The sequence below is a fragment of the Nostoc sp. genome (assembly GCF_036918245.1).
Lineage (GTDB): Bacteria > Cyanobacteriota > Cyanobacteriia > Cyanobacteriales > Nostocaceae > Nostoc.
Genome location: NZ_JBALEF010000060.1, coordinates 44,444 through 61,480, shown reverse-complemented (window position 1 = coordinate 61,480; position 17,037 = coordinate 44,444). Strand labels below are relative to the sequence as shown.

Here is a 17,037-nt window from a genome sequence, read left to right as displayed (position 1 = left end):
GGGGTGGGGTGCAATGACTGTGGAAATCATAACTAATTATACGGACATGATATAAGCTTGAAATTCCGAGTTCTGAGCTAGAAGTTCCGAGTTCTCAAATCAAATGACTAGAAATTGCAGTCACCTTAACAGCGATCGCATCACTCACTCTACTAACTAAGCACTAGCTTCCGGTGTTGCAGATGCCTGCACTTCATTACTATGACCATGACCGTAGTCATAAGGCCCATGAGTCACAACCGGCAACACTTCCCAGTTTTCAATTGCAGGTGGTGAGCTAGTTGTCCATTCTAAGGTCAAAGCTTGCCAAGGATTATCACCAGCCAAAGGCCCCTTCAGCCAACTGTAGATAATATTGATGGCAAAGGGAATTACCGATATCCCCAAAACAATTGAACCATAGGTACAAATTTTATTGAGGTCGATAAATTGGGGGTCATACATTGCCACTCGTCGCGGCATTCCTTGCAAACCCAACTCGTGCATGGGTAAAAAGGTCAGATTAGTGCCGATGAAGGTGAGGGCGAAATGAATGCGAGCCCAAGTTTCATTCAGCATTCGTCCGGTCATTTTGGGGAACCAGTGATAAATACCGGCATAAATGCCAAACACGGAACCGCCAAACAGAACGTAGTGGAAATGTCCGACAACATAATATGTGTCGTGGACGTGAACATCAAAAGGTGCTGTTCCCATCGTCACACCGCTTAAGCCACCCATGACAAACATGGACAACAAGCCAATGGCGAAAAGCATCGCACCTGTGAAACGGATTTTACCGCCCCAGAGAGTAGCAACCCAGGCAAAAATCTTCACGCCAGTGGGAACTGCAACTATAAGAGTGGAGATAGTGAAGAACATCCGCATCCAACCGGGTGTGCCACTGGTAAACATGTGGTGTACCCAGACGAACAAACCGACAACGCAGATTGCTACACTAGAATAAGCGATCGCTTTATAACCAAAGATTGGCTTGCGGGAGTGAACTGGAATTACCTCCGACATGATGCCGAAGATTGGCAGAATCATTAAATATACTGCCGGGTGAGAATAAAACCAGAATAAGTGTTGATAAATTACAACGTTACCGCCTGCATCTGGTTTAAAGAAGGAAGTACCAAAGTTGAGGTCAAACAACAGCAGAACTAAACCGGCTGCTAATACAGGTGTGGAGAGAAGTGCTAGCAGGGAGGTTGCCAAGATTGCCCAGCAAAACAAGGGCACTTGATCCCATTTCATGCTAGGAACCTTCATCATCAAAATGGTGATCACAAAGTTCAGTGAACCCAAAATTGAAGAAGTTCCCACTAAGACGATCGCAAGTATCCACATAGTTTGAGCAATTGGTGCTGTCACCAAGCTCAAAGGTGGGTAAGCTGTCCAACCAGATTGCGAACCGCCAAAAATGAAACTACCTAATATCAGCGCCCCTGCTGGTGGATTTAACCAAAATGCGATCGCATTCAGCTTCGGGAAAGCCATATCCCTAGCACCAACCATCAACGGCACCAAATAGTTACCAAATCCCCCAATGGCGCTAGGGACAATCCACAGGAAGATCATAATCGTCCCGTGATTGGTCATGAAAGCGTTATACAGATTGGGGTCGAGTACGTCTGCCTCTGGTGTTGCTAATTCGACACGCAGAGCGATCGCCATCAGTCCGCCGATGAGATAGAACACGAACGCCGTTACTAGGTATTGAATACCAATAACCTTGTGGTCAACATTAAATGTAAAATAGTCTTGCCATTTCCACGCCTTCGGATGAGAGGTGTGGCCAGCCACCATTTCCGGTTTCTTTCCTTCTGGTGGAGTATTCCGTGGAAATTCTACCTGCGTCATATTTTTATCCTTTGTCATTTGTCATTTGTCATTTGTCTTTTGTCCTTTGTCTTTGTTTTTTGTCCGTTGTCATTTGTCCGTTGTCATTCGTCAGTTACTAATGACTAATGACCAATGACCAATGACTAATGACCAATGACCAATGACTAATGACTCATGACTACTGACTCTAAAGTTGCTGCACTAATTCCCATATCATGGGTGTGGGGCGCGAGAAACTCTGATGTTGATAAGTCGGCTGGATTAACTGCAACGACTTGATTGAGGTTTTGCTTTAAAGCAATCTGGTTTTCTGTGCGCCAGCTTTTATATTCTTCTGGTGTGTGGACAATTACCTGTGTCCGCATTGAACCGTGATAACCACCGCACAACTCAGCACAAACTACGGGATATGTACCTGGTTTGGTGGCGACAAATCGTAGTTCAGTCGGGATACCGGGAAGTGCATCTTGCTTGAGCCTAAAGTTTGGTACCCAGAATGAATGAATTACATCTTGTGCTGAAAGGTTGAGTTGCACATCAGCACCGACGGGAATGTGCAATTCCCCAGAGGTAATGCCACTATCAGGGTAGTTAAATAACCAGGCGTATTGTATCCCTTTGACATCAACAACTAAATCGGCTGGTTTGTTTAGAGTTTGAGGAGACGCACCGATACCAATTGTTGGGGCAATTGCTGGGGCAGTTGTTGCTTCAGAGGTATCGCTTAATGTAGCAGCTATCGCACTCCCCGACTTATGAGCAATATGAGCTGCTGAATGAGGATGACCCGCAGGATCAAAGCCTCCCATTCGGTTAAAAACATCTACACTGTAGATGCCCAAGAGGAGGACAATCACTGTTGGAATTGCTGTCCAAAAGACTTCTAAGGGCAAGTTACCTTCTATTGGCACGCCATCGGTATCGTCACCCGGACGGTGACGAAACTGAATCAAAAAAACTACAATTGTTCCTTCTACCACCAAGAAGAGTGCGATCGCAATGGTAAACATGATGTTGAAAAAACCGTCTACCAAAGGCGCTTGTAGCGATGCCTGCACCGGCATGAGAGTGTGGTTTTGACCAATCCAAATGCTGATTGCTGTAACTACTATCCCAGCAACCAGAGTCCATAGTGAAACAGGAACTTGTTGCATACATGCTACCTGCTTTGTAAACCGGGTTTAGAGGTGTTATTTTCTGAGCATTGGGCATTGGGCACTGGGCATTGGGCATTGTTACCTATTCCCCATTCCCTATTCCCTATTTCCTTTTCACTTATTAACTTTCTAACGTGCAGCCATAAAAAATGGGGGAAACTTCCAGATTTTTTCCATATCTTTCCCCCAAAAATGACAAATTATATTTCAACTCATACCACAAAGTTAGCCCCCTGCTTTCAGAAAAGCTAGTTGTTCCAAGAGGGCACTGTTAGACCTAATATTGATTAGGCTATATTAGCAGCAAGTTTAAATTTGTTAATAGCTAACATTATGCGATTTACGGATTTGTTTACTGTGAACTTTTTATTAGTTCTAGTAAATATTTAGTATTCCCCTCTAGTTACCTTGCCTAGCGCATTTGCGCTTTATACAAACAGTACCTCCTTGAATGAACAACAATTTTGACTAACTCCAAAAACCTTAATTGTTTAATTCAACATGCGTGTAGCAATTCTTGGGGCAAATCCGTGAACAAGCTTCACAACCAATACAGTTATCTGGAGAAGTAACTGCCATTACTTTCCGTTCAATTTCTTCATCATCTTCATCTTCCACAAATTCACCTTCTTCATTGAGTGCCTTCAACCCCAGCACATTGTATCCGCATACTTTAACGCATCTGCCACAGCCGATACATTTATCCTTGTCGATTTCTTGAGCGAATTTTGGTGTCCATGCCTTACCGCCAAATGTCAAGCCTGTTAGTTGTGCCATGAATAAATCCTCAGCAATTTTGCCTGTCAATCTGTTTGTGCATTAATCATCATATTATCCTAATCTTTTATTGTTTTGTATTCAAAACTTACTTTTACCACATCAATTTTCGATGACTTTGAACACAATGCTCAATGGTTTTTTATTTCAATTTATAGATGAAAATTATTGCAAATAATTCTTATGAATATTTAGTATTCCTCGTTCCCATGCTCTACATGGAAATACATTCATTGAGCCAGAGACTCAATATCTGACTAGAGGCAGCAACCCACGATTAGCCATTTCCATACAGAGGATAAGTAAAAAGTTGAGGGTTTGAAACCTATACAGGTGAGTAAAGCCTCATGTATATGTGGTTTATAACTGCCGATTTAACTATTATTTACAGCAAATGCAACTATATCTATAAGAGTAATGATATTTTTTTTCAAATATTTGTAGACTTGGGCAAATAAATTTCTAGAAACAGTATACATCTATACCAAAATAAATGTTTATCAGTTACATTTTGATATATGCAGTATGTATTTTAGAAAGCAACAATTTTCAATTTAGTTTGATTTAAATATTTAGATAAATGATGACAAAAGGAATATTCTTATTTCATCTGAATAAACAGAATTAATTTATAAAGGAACTGTAAAGTTTATGGCAGAATATTATTATGCCTTAAATATTAAAATTATTAACAAATTAGAGCAAGTTCAATTGTCGGAGGCTTAAACATTTCCTAAAAATACTTTGTGTAAGGTTTTATGGTCAAAGCAAAAATGTTCATTAAGTACCTAATTAAATAAATGTTAAAGTTTTTTTCTAAGCTCAATACGAACAAATTAATCATTTTCTTCATGAAATGTATAGTTAATAAGAAGTTTTATCAGGCTATTTTTGAAGCCTTAAATAGCTTGTAATTAGATACAAATTTAACAAGTGGATGTGGGAATTTAACCTGGTGAGAAAAGATTATTCTCACTAGAAAGCTAATGTGGTAGCGAGTCATGAATAAACAGGACTCATCCAGGGGAGACCTGAGCCAGACATCTCAACGATTAGAGTGGGAAAAGAGCCAAATGCCTTATACAATTCCTAACAACAGTTGCGTTGGATGTGACAACTGCCGCCCCCAATGTCCTACGGGTGCAATCAGAATAGAGGACAATGAATACTGGGTTGATCCTGGTCTTTGTAATAATTGTGAGGGCTATTATTCAGAACCGCAATGTGTAATAGCTTGTCCAACTAATTCTCCTATTCCTTGGCAGGCGAAAAAGGGAAGATGCAAAGTTGAACCAAGAGATGCTAGCAGCTTAGACTTGTTTTCTAATGGCAAGAATAATCCATTTGCTTCAGCGATCGCAATTTGGGAAGCTTGTAATGTATTAGCGCAGCGCACATCCCTACATTGGGAAACCGATGAAGAAGGCTACATTAGTTACAGCCGACAAGTCAATCAAGGCCGAGGTGCGATCGCTTTTCATATTCAAGATCCCTTCAAAGTCAACGACAAGGCCACAGATATAGCAGCAATTGAGGGGCTTGACATTAGAGCCGCTTGCATACATCTAATTTTTGCAGCTTATGCTACAGCTTTAGAGCAACCTTGGGAGCAAGAATTTGCGATCGATGAGCGACAAATTGAGAAATATTTGGGGATGGAGAAACGCAAAGACTTGAGCAAAGCTGCCAAGCTAGCTTTAATGAAAAATATCGTTCAGCAAGCTTGCTCCCTGATTATCTCCATTGACTGGCCCCAACAAGGTCGAATTAACGGATTCTCTGTTGTCGGAAGCCGCTTATGGCACTTAGTAGATATTCAGCACCACTTCCAGGAAGACAATCTCGGATGCAAATATCTAATTGGGCTAACTTTTAAAGTAAAAGCAGGTGTCTGGGCACAATATTTCTTAAACAAACAAGCATGTAAAGAGCGAACCGCATTCTATCAATACGGCAGTCTTCCCAAAACACTGCTAACCACAGTCATGAGTATTTGGCAGCAACATGAAGGTGCAGTTCGATTAATGCTGTGGTTGCTGTTTAAAACCAAAATGGGCAAGGAACAACGCATCACCATTCCTACCTTGCTGCGTATTGCTTACGGTGAAGAAAAAGTCGCCCTTGCATCCAGACAACGGGAAGAACGCAAACGTCTGTTGCGAACCTTTGAAAGCGATTTAGAAATTCTCAATCACTATGGAATGAAACCACTTTTCGATCCAGTTACTTACCCACCAGAAATTCAACCTTTGTGGGCAAAGTTAATTGATCTTCCCGAAGATCCAGATGAAGCATTAGAATTTTGGACTAATGACGGTGGTGCTGAAACTCGCCTCACAGACACAGGCCCCCGTGGTAAATGGAATCTGCTAATGAATGCGCGGATTTTGGCTTTTGAACTGCCGCCAGAATGGGAACAGCAAATCTCAGAATCGGAAAAAAAGAAAACAAGAACTGCTAAAGCCAAAAAGAAGCCCAAAGCTACAAACGATTTGCTAGGCGAACAGATTTTGCAGGCGCGAAAAAATTTGAATCTTTCCCAAAGAGAATTGGCAAAACTCACAGGTAAAAGCCAAAGCTGGATTCGAGATATCGAGAATGGTCGTTTAAAAGCCAAATTAGAAGACCAAGTACTGTTACGAAAAGTCTTAAATATGGCTTCATCTTGATTCAGAATTTAGAATTTAAACGCAGCCGAACGCAGAGATTTTGTTACGAATTTGTGCAGCGTTATATTAAATACAGCATTTAATTAATTCGTAGCGAACTAAATTTAATAATAGTCTGCGTTCCTCTGCGCTTCCCTTTGCGTCCCTCTGCGTTTAAAAACTCTCCACTTCTATGTACTATAACTCATTACCTTACTAGAGGTAATCCAAAAACTACCGACAGCATATTTAGTAACTACCAACTCTCGTGTAGCATTGCATGAACTCTTCAGTTGTTGAGTCTTGGTTTCATCTTTCACAAGTTTAGCCTGGTAAGTGTAAAGAGAACCACAAGGTTGTTCAAAACTAAGTTCAGCTAAGATAGTACTATTGTCTAAACTTTGCTCTAAAATTTTGCCTGCAACTTTGTAATTAAACCAATCCCATCCCTTACAGAGGATTAACTCTCTTTCCAAAACCTGAAGTGCAGCAGGCAGAATTCCCCAGCCTCGATAGACTTTATGTAAGCATTGAATATCACCACTACGAGTCAAAATCGATCTAAATGAATCTTGATCGAGACGACCATAGTATCTTCCTTCTGGCAAGTCTATAACTGTTGGTGCAAAGCGATGTCCACCAAAGTGCGATGATTTCCAAATTCGCACATTATCTAAGCACAAATCAGCATTACTCGCTGTCACATGAAAGTAAAAAGGAGCACCATATCTCGCACAACACTTATCATGGCTACCGTGGGTACAAACTAAAATATCTCTAGTTGTAGTAGTTTCTACTTCAAGATTAGAACCGATACCCCATATCCATTTTTGGACAACTCCTGCTACTTGCTCAATATTTGCTAGCTTAAACTCTTGCTTATGGTATCCATTACTTAGCCCCTCTTCTTTTTGATAAATCAAAAGCGTAGTGTGATTTACCTTGTGTGATACATCATTAGCAATTAAGAGGAATCTAATCGGCAGTTTAGCACGCTTCACTTCTTCTACCAAAATCCTCAAATTCTGGGGTACCCATTTGGAGTTAAAGGCTTCTGATATCCAAGGTAAAGGACACTCAACTAAAATATAAGTTTGATAATTGGTGGCACTACCAATAACATCTTCTCCTACTTGCCGTGAATCATCAGAACAAAAAAAAGTATTCATCTCGCTGTACTCATTAGCATATTTTATGGACAAAAGGTATTCCAAACTACAATTGTGTTCTTAGCTACAATATCCTTGGTTAAAGGAGATAAAAAAGAACAATATTCATTTCTCAGTTAAAACTAGGTAGCCACTTTATAACATCATTATTGATTGAGGTCTTTCCGGTTAATAAATTCTCCACAATAAAGATAAACAGTGTCAAGATAGATTTTTCCGTATGAGTGGCGTTAATTTTGTATCTAGTTTTATTGTTATTTGGTATTTCATAAATTTTAATTTGCGGAAACTCAGTTTTTCTAAACTTGGTTTCTTTGGCAAAATCAAATATATTAAACCTGCTATATAGACGCAAAGCGACTTGGAGAGTTACCGACGATTAACTTGCTAACAATATCGATGTAGCTGATACTACAATCAAAAATATTCTTAGCAGTAACCTAGTTGTTTAAAGTTTTGCTGAAATAATCTACATAGCTAGTTACAGATCCTGTTTTTACACATAAAGATATAATTCTGTGCTGCTCTTGTGACAAACATATTCCTAAAGGTAGATGCGGAAACATTTAATAATCAGTGATCGCTTTGGTAAGCCAATACTGTTTTAAGACTTCTTCCACACTATCTGCTTTCAATTTATCTATGGAACTATCCATATTGCAAATTTTTCTCAATAGCTTGAGAAAATAAAAAAAGTTAAATTAGGGGTAAATGCTTTACTTCCCCGTACTCCATCTGCGATAAGTTAATAATTAAAAGTAGTGACTAATTATTAGCAGCGTCACTGAGATTAACATTAACAAATTTGGTATTTAGCGTTTTACCTAATCTAACTTCCCGAAGATAGTGTCAGGGTTTGATGATAGGCATCTGCTTTGACTGTAACTGAAGTCAATAAGAAATGCAAGTATTTAAGAATCTTTATGACTTCTTTACAATTTGTTGCCTCTAGGACATTGCTTAAATCAAGGTGAACAGGCATTTCATCGTAGAGATATCTTACTATAACAAGCATTGATAGCTTCAATTTAATAGATAAAGTTTTGCCATTGTGACGAATTGTTGCTAGTAAAGGCGCACTTACTAATCCAAATATCTGTAGCTATGGCGATCGCATATTTCTACTTTCATGCAGAATTGAATCATTTTTTACCACGGCATCATAAGCAGGTGAGAATTTCTCATTTGTTTGAGGAAAAAACCTGTATTAAGGACATGATTGAGTCGTTGGGTGTGCCTCATCCAGAGGTGGATTCTATAAATGTTAATGGTGAATATGTAAATTTTTCTTACATAGTTTCCAATGGAGACACTATCAATGTTTATCCAATTTCAGCTAGGAAGGTTATTATACCAAGCGTTTCTGTTCTGCCAAAACCGCTCAGTATTATCCGCTTTGTTTTAGATATTCATTTGGGGAAGCTTGCGACATCTTTACGACTTTTAGGTTTTGATACTTTATACCGCAATGACTACGAGGATGAGAAATTAGCCCAAATATCCTCCAACCAAGCGCGGATTCTCTTGACTCGTGATAAAGGTCTATTGATGCGTAGTTTGGTAACGCATGGGTATTATGTTAGAAACACTAACCCTCAACAACAAATCCTAGAAGTACTGCAACGCTTCGATTTGTTTAAATTAATCTCACCATTTAAACGGTGTTTGCGTTGTAATGGATTATTAGAACCTGTAGATAAGCAATCCATTATTGAACAAGTGCCAGAAAAGGTGCGATCGCAGATTGATGAATTCCAGCGTTGCCAGGACTGCGATCGCATTTATTGGAAAGGTTCACATTATGAACGATTACAACAGTTTATTGATGGAGTACTTAACTCACAAAAAGGTGAGTAAGTATTTACCCAGCTGAAATATTCCCACTGATTATTTGACTACCCCCGATTTTTGGATCTTCATCTTCGCGATTCAAATCATCAGGGGTGGGGTTTTGCTTACTCTGTCCACTAACTTCTTCTGGTTCAATGGGATCTGCCTCTTGATCTTTCTTTACATCAAGAGAAATAGGAGGTTCTTTGGCGTGAGAGAAATCGATAAGTGGATTGGGTTGCTCAGTAGTCATGAGTTGTTAAATAATAGTGTAGTTTTTTCTAGTGTTAAATGTATCTTGAGCGCAAACATCTTTCTGAAGAAAGAAACTACGTTGTATGAAGGTGTAAGAAAAGGTGAGTGAATGACATTAATTTTAGCTCTCGATTTTGGCGGAACTAAGCTGGCGGCAGCAACGGTAAATATCGGTTCGAGAAAGTGGTTGCGTTATGAACGTCGTTTCTCACCAGTAGGTGCAGATGCTAGCACTGATTTGGAAATTATGCGATCGCTAATTTACTCGCTGCTGCAAGACACAAAACCCGCTGCAATCGGTGTTAGCTTTGGCGGCCCAGTTGACGCTTCCACGGGGACAGTGCGACTATCTCATCATGTAGCTGGATGGGAAAATATTCCTCTCAAAGGGTTACTGGAGGATGAGTTTGGTATTCCTGTTAGTGTAGACAACGATGCTAATGTTGCTGCTTTGGGAGAACACCGCTTTGGTGTTGGTCAAGGATACGATAGCCTGTTTTATATAACTGTCAGCACTGGTGTGGGTGGTGGTTGGATACTCAACGGCCAGCCTTGGCGGGGTTCTGGTGGGATGGCTGGCGAAATTGGACATATCGTTGTAGATGCTTCTGGGCCAATGTGTTTATGTGGTAAGCGAGGATGTGTGGAACGTTTGGCTTCGGGACCTTATATGGCGCAAAACGCTAGGGAAATTTTGGAAAAGGAACCGCAGAGGCGCGGAGGACTTAGAGATGGAGAGATTTTGAGAGGTTTGGTGGGTGATAATTTAACGTTGCTGACGGGACAGTTGGTAGCTGAAGCTGCGGCGGCTGGAGATGATTTGGCTAAGGAAGTATTGCACAAAGCTGCTTGGGCGCTGGGTGTGGGTATTGGCAATGTAGCGAATTTGATGAATCCGCAGCGCTTTGTGTTGGGAGGCGGTGTGACGAAGGCGGGGGAGGATTTTTGGCGGGTGGTGCGTCAGGTGGCGCGGGAGACGGCTTTGCCAGAAGTTGATTTTGAAATTGTGTCGGCGGTTCTAGGGGATGATGCACCTTTATGGGGCGGTGTGGCGATCGCTTCTATAACAATCTCGAATTTGTAAATGAGTAAGGCGTATAGCGTGTGCAAACAGAATTAGTTATTTTTGACTGTGATGGAGTGTTAGTAGACAGCGAAGGATTAGGCAATCGCGTTCTTGTAGAATTTGTCGCTGAGTTTGGACTTGCAATGAAACTTGAAGAAGCCATTTTGTTATTTAAAGGTTGCAAAATGGCTGATTGTGTTGCTGTGATTGAGCAAAGGCTTGAAAAAAAGATGCCGCAAGATTTTGTGACTCAGTTTCGTGCCCGCACTGCTGAAGCATTCGAGTGTGAACTACTTCCTGTAGAAGGAATAGAAGCAGCTTTAGACAAGATTAATCTACCTATTTGCGTTGCTTCCAGTGGCCCACCAGAAAAAATTCAGTTAGCTTTGCGTGTAACTAATTTGTTGCCTCGATTTGAAGGGCGGATCTTTAGTTCGTATGAAATTGGAAGCTGGAAACCATCACCCGACTTGTTCTTACATGCAGCTAAAAGTATGGGATTTCAAGCTCCATCTTGCACTGTTATAGAAGATAGTATTTTGGGTGTACGTGCAGGTGTTGCTGCTGGTATGAGAGTTTTCGGTTACACCGAGCAAAGGGAGGCTACTCTACTTGAGGCATCTGGAGCGCGTGTCTTCCACTCCATGTATCAACTGCCTTGTTTGTTGTCACACGATTAGAAAGCAGATGTCAAATAATGTTCTTTGGTAGATTCTATTGTTGTTTTATTTAATTAATATTGTGACCGATATCCAAATATTTTTTTGAGTCATAATATTTTTGACTATCGCAGTTAGTAGTCACAAAATTTATCTTATTTACATCTTAAGTCAAAACCAAATTATCACGGTGAATCACGGTTTCCACACCTGGATAGCCTAAAATTGTGGGAATTTCTCGTGAATGACAGCCGCGAATCTTTTGCAGATTATGGCTGTTGTAATTCACAAGTCCTCTAGCAATTTCGTTACCATTGGTGTCACATAATTGCACCGCATCCTGTGTGTCAAACTCTCCTTCTACTGCCTTAATTCCAGCAGCTAATAACGATTTTCCCCCTAGAGAAATTGCCGCGATCGCACCTTCATCTAAATACAATTTGCCCGCAGGTACAAGTCCGTAAGCTATCCAACGTTTACGCGCCGAAGTTGGTTCCGGTTGCGGTTCAAAATGCGTCCCAATAAGTTCTCCTTGGATAATTTTTTCGATATTCCGGGGAAATCGCCCTTGGGTAATTACAGTCCGCACTCCCGCCGCGATCGCAATCCTCGCAGCCGAAATTTTTGTCACCATCCCACCAGTACCCCACCGAGAACCTTGGGAACCTGTTTGTATTTGTAATTGAGCTAATTCTTTAATGCTACTAACTACAGCGATCGGCCGCGCATCTGGTACAGAACGCGGATCGGCTGAGTACAGCCTATCGACATCGGTAAGTAAAAATAGCCAATCTGCTTTTACTAAGCTGGCAACCAATGCTGAAAGAGTATCATTATCACCAAATTTTAGTTCGTCTATTGCTACGGTATCATTTTCATTTACTATGGGAATCACTCCAAGTCCCAATAGTTCTTGAAAAGTGTTGTAGACGTTGAGATAGCGGCTGCGCTGTACCAAGTCACTACGAGTCAGTAATACTTGGGCTATCGCCTGTTGCAAGGTAGTAAATAAATCATCATATATCCGAATTAACCTGCCTTGTCCAACTGCTGCTACAGCCTGTTTGAGTGCGATCGCCTTGGGACGTTCAGTTAAACCCAACCGCGCACAACCTACGCCTACAGCGCCAGAAGAAACCAAAATCACCCGATGTCCCTGGCGTCTTAAATGGCAGAGTGTTTCCGCCAAAGTAGCGATGGTAGAAAGTGCTAATTGTCCCGTTTCAGGTTGAGTTAGGCTAGAAGTGCCGATTTTGACAACAATTGTTTTAGTCATTAGTCATTAGTCATTAGTCATTGGTCATCAGTCATTAGTCATTAGTCATTAGTAACTGACGAATGATAACGGACAAATGACTAAAGAAATTGTAAAGCGCCAATCCCTCTATAGTGAAGGTTGACGCTTTACGGAAGTATATTTACTTAGTATGAGTTAGGGTCTTTTTTGGCTGACCCCATGTTATTAATACTTATGATCCCCGATTTTTTGGTTCCAGTAAGATTCCTTAATTATTTCTTTAGATTTACTTTCCTGATGATTTCTCAACTTTTGTGAATCTTGGTTTTCTTGGGAGTAATAGAGGCTCCCAGAATTTCAGATATCCAAACTTCAAAGTTGCGGACGGGATGAGAGCGGAGAGCCGCGTCGGCATGAACAATTGGTTCGACTAAAATGGTAAACATTCCCAGGCGATTACCTGCTAAAACATCGGTAAACAAGCGATCGCCTACCATTCCCACTTGATGCACTGGTAGATCCATTCCCCTAAGTGCTGCTCTAATTTTGCGTCGGGAAGGCTTGGCCGCACCTAAGTAGTAAGGTAAGTTGAGCGATCGCGCAATTCCACCAATTCGGGCTTCACTGAGGTTGTTACTCACCAAGCACAGTGCAGTACAGGTGCGAATTTGCTCCACCCACTCTCGTAGTTCTGGGGAAGCTATCCCGACTGTAAAGGGTACTAAAGTTTCATCTACATCCAATACCAGCCCTTTAAGCCCGTATTTTTGGATAATATCTGGTGTTAGGTTCAACACTGAACCCTCTAAAATCAAATCAGGCTGTAAAAGATTGTTCCAGACCATAATCAACAGTCAAATGTAGATAGCTAAGACAAATGAGCATAACCCAATATAGTTTAGTTAGTCGAACTCCATCCTGGAATGTCTCCCTGAACATTTTGAGATAAAATCCCTAAAATCTTATCTATTTCTTTGATGTAATAATTACTCAAATCAATAAATATATCGTTTTCTTCTAACTTCAAAAACTTCCAAATATCCCTTGTTGTTACCGCACCATAAATTTTACTAATTTCATTACCTTCTTGTTGATTAAACAATTGTGCTGCCAACATTGCTGCTGCACATTCACCTAATCCACCTTTAATATTTTCATTTTTGGCTTCACTAATAACCACCACAGGCACATTAATTGTTAGTTGCTCTTTAGAACGACTAATGATAAAGTCACAATAGCCATTCAGACCCTTTTCTGCATCTACATTAAAATCCGTTCCCGAAAACAAACTAATTGGATAATTAGCCCTGCGTCTTACCTCCAACAATATCGGAGTGATAATCATTTCTGAACGAGCTTTTTCAGTATTAATTGCTAAAGCTAGTTCTGTAGTTTCTTCTAAAGAATTTTTGAGTTTCTCACTTGCCTGTAAAGGTTCTATGTCAGCACATAAATCAGTTTCTTCATCAATGCGGATGTTGAATGACTTTTTAAATTTACTTAATGTAAAATCGCTATAAGCCATTTTCAGCACCTCATGCTAATTTTGGATTTTAGATAATGGAATTCAAAATCCCTACCAAAATGCTTTTTACCGAATTTTAAACAATACTAATTTTCCCATGTAGTATTAATGTTTCATTGCTTCTAACATTTAATGGGACATAGTAAAAGATTTAAGTAAATTGTGATTTCAATGAAAAATTACCAATTAAAAAATTCAAAATGAAAATATTACATTTTGAATTTTTAATCTTATTCCACTTCATTAAAAAGATGTTCTTCTAACAGAGGTTGCACTTTACGAAACTCCTCTGGAGAAAGTAATTCAGGCTCACCTGTTTTTGTTATCCGTGCAAAAAACAACAGGGGATCTAGAGGTGTATAAATTGCATACTCCTGATCTTCATCATAGAAGCTAGCGAGTAGCTGTAATTGCTCAGGCTCTAAATCTGCCTCTTCGTCTTCGATTTCTAAGGTGAAGAGTTCTGATTCTTCCACTGGCGGTAAATCACCTGCAACAGTCAGAGCATAAGCTGTGTTCTTCAGTATCAAGTTCTGCTCAGATAGTACAGCTTGGGCATTAGCAAAAATTTGCTCAATTATCGTGTCATCTTCTACCAGAACTGCTTCTTCTTCCTCACCGTCACCTTCCCAAGAAAAAATTTCTACAGGTGAGTCAACAGGAAGAAGCAAAACGTATTCTTGTCCATCTACCTCCAGGGAATGCTCTATGTAACAGTCGAGCGATCGCCCTTTGTCATCGGTTAAAGTGATGGAACCCGCATGAGCGTTATCATTTTCTTCAGGAAATGGAGAGGAAAACATAGCCGAAATGTAGAAATTTAATAAATACCAGCAAGTTTGAAAATCGCTTAACTATAGTCAATGACATATTATGTCAAACAAATAGCTTTATACGTAGATACAAGTGCTGGCTAATCGTTTTCAGAATATCATGTTAAAAGGTATCAATATTCAATAGCCGTAACTGAACTGCGGGAGTTGGCACGGTTAACATCCAGCCATTGTTGCAAAATCAAAGCGGCTGCCTTGCGGTCAATCAAACCTTTATGGCGTGACGGGGAGCGGTTCTCAGCTATCAGCAGTTGCTCTGCTTGAAATGAAGTTAATCGCTCATCCATATATTCCACAGGCAATTTTAGTGCTTTAGCAAGTCTTGTAGTAAATTTCTGAACTTGACGAGCCTGAAATCCTAGTGAGCCATCCATCGAATAAGGTAAGCCCATAACTAGAACTTGCACCTCACGTTCATTAACTATTTGTCGGATTTGCTCGACATCTTGCTCAAAAGATGTACGCTCAATAGTGGTGATTCCCGTGGCAATTAAACCAGTGCGATCGCACCCAGCCACACCAATCCGCTTGCGACCAAAATCTAGTCCCAAGGCGGAAATAAACGGTTTTGCTTGCTCTTGGGATATCACACTAATTCTCCTGCTGTCCATCTGCTGATTCAGAAATCGGCGATGTTTCTATGCTAGGATTTTTTACCGAAAAGTTAATCGGTTCTGGCTTGCTTGGCAGAGGTTTGTCTGAGGATGGCAACTTTCCTGGTTGTATCCATGACATCCCACCTGGTATAGGTTTACGAGTAGGTTGTAAACCTTGCAGCATATCAGTCCACTGGATTCCTTCTAAGGAGACGAATTTCGACTCTCGTAGCTTGTGCCACACAGAGCGAGACATCACTAATGTATGTTCTATGCGTTTTGCTCCAATTCGCTCTAAATATTCTTCTCGTTCTGCCTGATAGTCTGAGGAGGCTAGTTGTAACCCTTGCTGGGGAAAATCTTGGGCAATGCGAGCCAGTTGAGATAGTAATTCTGGATAAAGCCAGGTGTAAGCAGGATGAACTGTCAGCGTTGCGGCATGGGGAACTTCACCCTTGCGATCGAGTTGCACCTGAAAATAGCCGATCGCAGCTTTGCGTTGCGGTTCAAATACGTAACCACTGACTACTTCTGTTTTGGTCAGCCATTGCTTCACTGCATCAGTTAAAGCGCCGAACAAGCTGGTTTTAAAGTCACGGGTATTGCGGTCAAAAACCTGACGCACCAAAGGTGGCATCGATGCCGTATCTAATTGATACAGTAACTGGGCATCAGCATTGCTCACTGGCAACAGGTTGGGCAAGTCTGGCTCTGCTTGTGCCAATTCAGCCAGTAATTCTGGCCCAATTTCCCAGTATGTCATTTCTGCTAGACGCTGGAATCCATTTTGCCGATATAGTGCCAGCGCCTCTATGTCATTGATGTTAACTTCTAATAGCCAAGTGCGAGCTTCTAAAATCGACTCAAAGCAGTGACGCAAAAGTTGCGAACCAATTCCTTGTTTATCCACACCACGCTCTAGTAACACTTGATCGATCCGCCAAGTGCTACGTGTGCGGTTAAAGGGTGACACTTGAATCATTCCTAAAAGTATCCGCCCTTGCTCCGCGATATAAGCACAGAGGCGATACTGTAGCGGGTTAGGAAACCAACTTAAAAATTTGAGTAATCCATACCAGCGACGCAGCCTTTGCATCTGGCTGATGGCAAAACCTGCTCCCTTCGGAGTGAGGGCTGCGAATGACTCTTGAGTTATGCGCTCAATGCCGTCCATATCCCGGTATTGGACTGGTCGGATAACAACGCTGAGGTTTCTGGGAAGTAATGAAGTCATTTTTATTCGAGCCGCCATTTAGCCTTAACTAACTGCTCTTGAAAGGAAGGAACTGCTGCAATAATCTTAACTAGTTTCTGCTCTCTACTATTGTGCCAAAAGGGTGATTTTAGTAACTTAATACTTAAAAAGCAGAAAAAGCAGACCTTGTGAGAACACCATTGGCATTGACCCAACAACATCTGCCCTTATTTTATTTGAATTTTGATTAAAATTTGTATATA

The 17,037-nt window shown here is 40.8% G+C and carries 15 protein-coding genes; 4 read left to right on the top strand and 11 right to left on the bottom strand.

What is annotated here, in order from left to right:
• Nucleotides 1-156 precede the first annotated feature (156 nt).
• The 3 genes from ctaD to fdxB form a co-directional block, all read right to left on the bottom strand.
• Nucleotides 157-1,845 (bottom strand): cytochrome c oxidase subunit I, encoded by a 1,689-nt coding sequence (gene ctaD / locus V7L12_RS17205; RefSeq protein ID WP_335085995.1) that lies wholly within the window; start codon nt 1,843-1,845, stop codon nt 157-159.
• Between the two features lie 146 nt (nt 1,846-1,991).
• Nucleotides 1,992-2,981, bottom strand: coding sequence for a cytochrome c oxidase subunit II (locus tag V7L12_RS17200; RefSeq protein WP_335085975.1), 990 nt, complete (start codon nt 2,979-2,981; stop codon nt 1,992-1,994).
• A gap of 486 nt (nt 2,982-3,467) precedes the next feature.
• On the bottom strand, nt 3,468-3,761 hold the full coding sequence (fdxB, locus tag V7L12_RS17195) for a ferredoxin III, nif-specific (protein WP_335085973.1): 294 nt from the start codon (nt 3,759-3,761) through the stop codon (nt 3,468-3,470).
• A gap of 1,073 nt (nt 3,762-4,834) precedes the next feature.
• On the opposite strand from fdxB, the gene V7L12_RS17190 reads away from it, so the two are divergent.
• Nucleotides 4,835-6,430 (top strand): helix-turn-helix domain-containing protein, encoded by a 1,596-nt coding sequence (locus tag V7L12_RS17190; RefSeq protein WP_335085971.1) that lies wholly within the window; start codon nt 4,835-4,837, stop codon nt 6,428-6,430.
• A 170-nt stretch (nt 6,431-6,600) separates the two neighbouring features.
• Here V7L12_RS17190 and V7L12_RS17185 read toward each other — a convergent pair whose 3' ends face one another.
• The gene (locus V7L12_RS17185) at nt 6,601-7,578 is read right to left on the bottom strand and encodes a sucrase ferredoxin (RefSeq protein ID WP_335085970.1); all 978 of its coding nucleotides are present in this window, start codon (nt 7,576-7,578) and stop codon (nt 6,601-6,603) included.
• Nucleotides 7,579-8,682: 1,104 nt separating this feature from the next.
• Here V7L12_RS17185 and V7L12_RS17180 point away from each other — a divergent pair.
• Entirely contained in the window at nt 8,683-9,435 is a 753-nt protein-coding gene (locus tag V7L12_RS17180) for a Mut7-C RNAse domain-containing protein (protein WP_335085993.1), read from the top strand.
• Nucleotides 9,436-9,439: 4 nt separating this feature from the next.
• Here the strand turns inward: V7L12_RS17180 and V7L12_RS17175 are convergent, their stop codons facing one another.
• Complete coding sequence (locus V7L12_RS17175) at nt 9,440-9,661, bottom strand: hypothetical protein (protein ID WP_335085969.1); 222 nt, start codon at nt 9,659-9,661, stop codon at nt 9,440-9,442.
• A 111-nt stretch (nt 9,662-9,772) separates the two neighbouring features.
• Between V7L12_RS17175 and V7L12_RS17170 the strand changes: the two genes are divergently transcribed.
• Together V7L12_RS17170 and V7L12_RS17165 are read left to right on the top strand one after the other, a co-directional pair.
• Complete coding sequence (locus V7L12_RS17170) at nt 9,773-10,747, top strand: ROK family protein (protein ID WP_335085968.1); 975 nt, start codon at nt 9,773-9,775, stop codon at nt 10,745-10,747.
• A gap of 20 nt (nt 10,748-10,767) precedes the next feature.
• On the top strand, nt 10,768-11,409 hold the full coding sequence (locus V7L12_RS17165) for an HAD family hydrolase (protein WP_335085966.1): 642 nt from the start codon (nt 10,768-10,770) through the stop codon (nt 11,407-11,409).
• A gap of 145 nt (nt 11,410-11,554) precedes the next feature.
• Here the strand turns inward: V7L12_RS17165 and proB are convergent, their stop codons facing one another.
• From proB to V7L12_RS17135, 6 genes are all read right to left on the bottom strand, one after another.
• Nucleotides 11,555-12,664 carry a glutamate 5-kinase gene (gene proB, locus V7L12_RS17160; protein WP_335085964.1) on the bottom strand — a complete coding sequence of 370 codons (1,110 nt, stop codon included), beginning with the start codon at nt 12,662-12,664 and terminating at the stop codon, nt 11,555-11,557.
• Nucleotides 12,665-12,930: 266 nt separating this feature from the next.
• A complete protein-coding gene (locus V7L12_RS17155) occupies nt 12,931-13,470 on the bottom strand; it encodes a YqeG family HAD IIIA-type phosphatase (RefSeq protein WP_099100917.1) in 540 nt (179 codons plus the stop codon).
• A 53-nt stretch (nt 13,471-13,523) separates the two neighbouring features.
• Nucleotides 13,524-14,150, bottom strand: a complete 627-nt coding sequence (locus tag V7L12_RS17150; protein WP_335085963.1) for a hypothetical protein — start codon at nt 14,148-14,150, stop codon at nt 13,524-13,526.
• A gap of 230 nt (nt 14,151-14,380) precedes the next feature.
• A complete protein-coding gene (locus tag V7L12_RS17145) occupies nt 14,381-14,953 on the bottom strand; it encodes a DUF3727 domain-containing protein (protein ID WP_334932447.1) in 573 nt (190 codons plus the stop codon).
• 143 nt (nt 14,954-15,096) lie between these two features.
• Nucleotides 15,097-15,594: a Holliday junction resolvase RuvX gene (gene ruvX, locus V7L12_RS17140; protein WP_335085961.1), complete on the bottom strand. Its 498-nt coding sequence runs from the start codon at nt 15,592-15,594 to the stop codon at nt 15,097-15,099.
• A complete protein-coding gene (locus tag V7L12_RS17135; protein WP_335085959.1) occupies nt 15,575-16,831 on the bottom strand; it encodes a GNAT family N-acetyltransferase in 1,257 nt (418 codons plus the stop codon). The genes ruvX and V7L12_RS17135 overlap by 20 nt, the downstream gene beginning before the upstream one ends.
• Nucleotides 16,832-17,037 lie beyond the last annotated feature (206 nt).

Coding starts and splice junctions, on each gene's coding strand:
- ctaD (WP_335085995.1), bottom strand. CDS start 1,845: ATGACGCAGGTAGAATTTCCACGGAATACTCCACCAGAAGGAAAGAAA.
- V7L12_RS17200 (WP_335085975.1), bottom strand. CDS start 2,981: ATGCAACAAGTTCCTGTTTCACTATGGACTCTGGTTGCTGGGATAGTA.
- fdxB (WP_335085973.1), bottom strand. CDS start 3,761: ATGGCACAACTAACAGGCTTGACATTTGGCGGTAAGGCATGGACACCA.
- V7L12_RS17190 (WP_335085971.1), top strand. CDS start 4,835: ATGCCTTATACAATTCCTAACAACAGTTGCGTTGGATGTGACAACTGC.
- V7L12_RS17185 (WP_335085970.1), bottom strand. CDS start 7,578: ATGAATACTTTTTTTTGTTCTGATGATTCACGGCAAGTAGGAGAAGAT.
- V7L12_RS17180 (WP_335085993.1), top strand. CDS start 8,683: ATGGCGATCGCATATTTCTACTTTCATGCAGAATTGAATCATTTTTTA.
- V7L12_RS17175 (WP_335085969.1), bottom strand. CDS start 9,661: ATGACTACTGAGCAACCCAATCCACTTATCGATTTCTCTCACGCCAAA.
- V7L12_RS17170 (WP_335085968.1), top strand. CDS start 9,773: ATGACATTAATTTTAGCTCTCGATTTTGGCGGAACTAAGCTGGCGGCA.
- proB (WP_335085964.1), bottom strand. CDS start 12,664: ATGACTAAAACAATTGTTGTCAAAATCGGCACTTCTAGCCTAACTCAA.
- V7L12_RS17155 (WP_099100917.1), bottom strand. CDS start 13,470: ATGGTCTGGAACAATCTTTTACAGCCTGATTTGATTTTAGAGGGTTCA.
- V7L12_RS17150 (WP_335085963.1), bottom strand. CDS start 14,150: ATGGCTTATAGCGATTTTACATTAAGTAAATTTAAAAAGTCATTCAAC.
- V7L12_RS17145 (WP_334932447.1), bottom strand. CDS start 14,953: ATGTTTTCCTCTCCATTTCCTGAAGAAAATGATAACGCTCATGCGGGT.
- ruvX (WP_335085961.1), bottom strand. CDS start 15,594: ATGGACAGCAGGAGAATTAGTGTGATATCCCAAGAGCAAGCAAAACCG.
- V7L12_RS17135 (WP_335085959.1), bottom strand. CDS start 16,831: ATGGCGGCTCGAATAAAAATGACTTCATTACTTCCCAGAAACCTCAGC.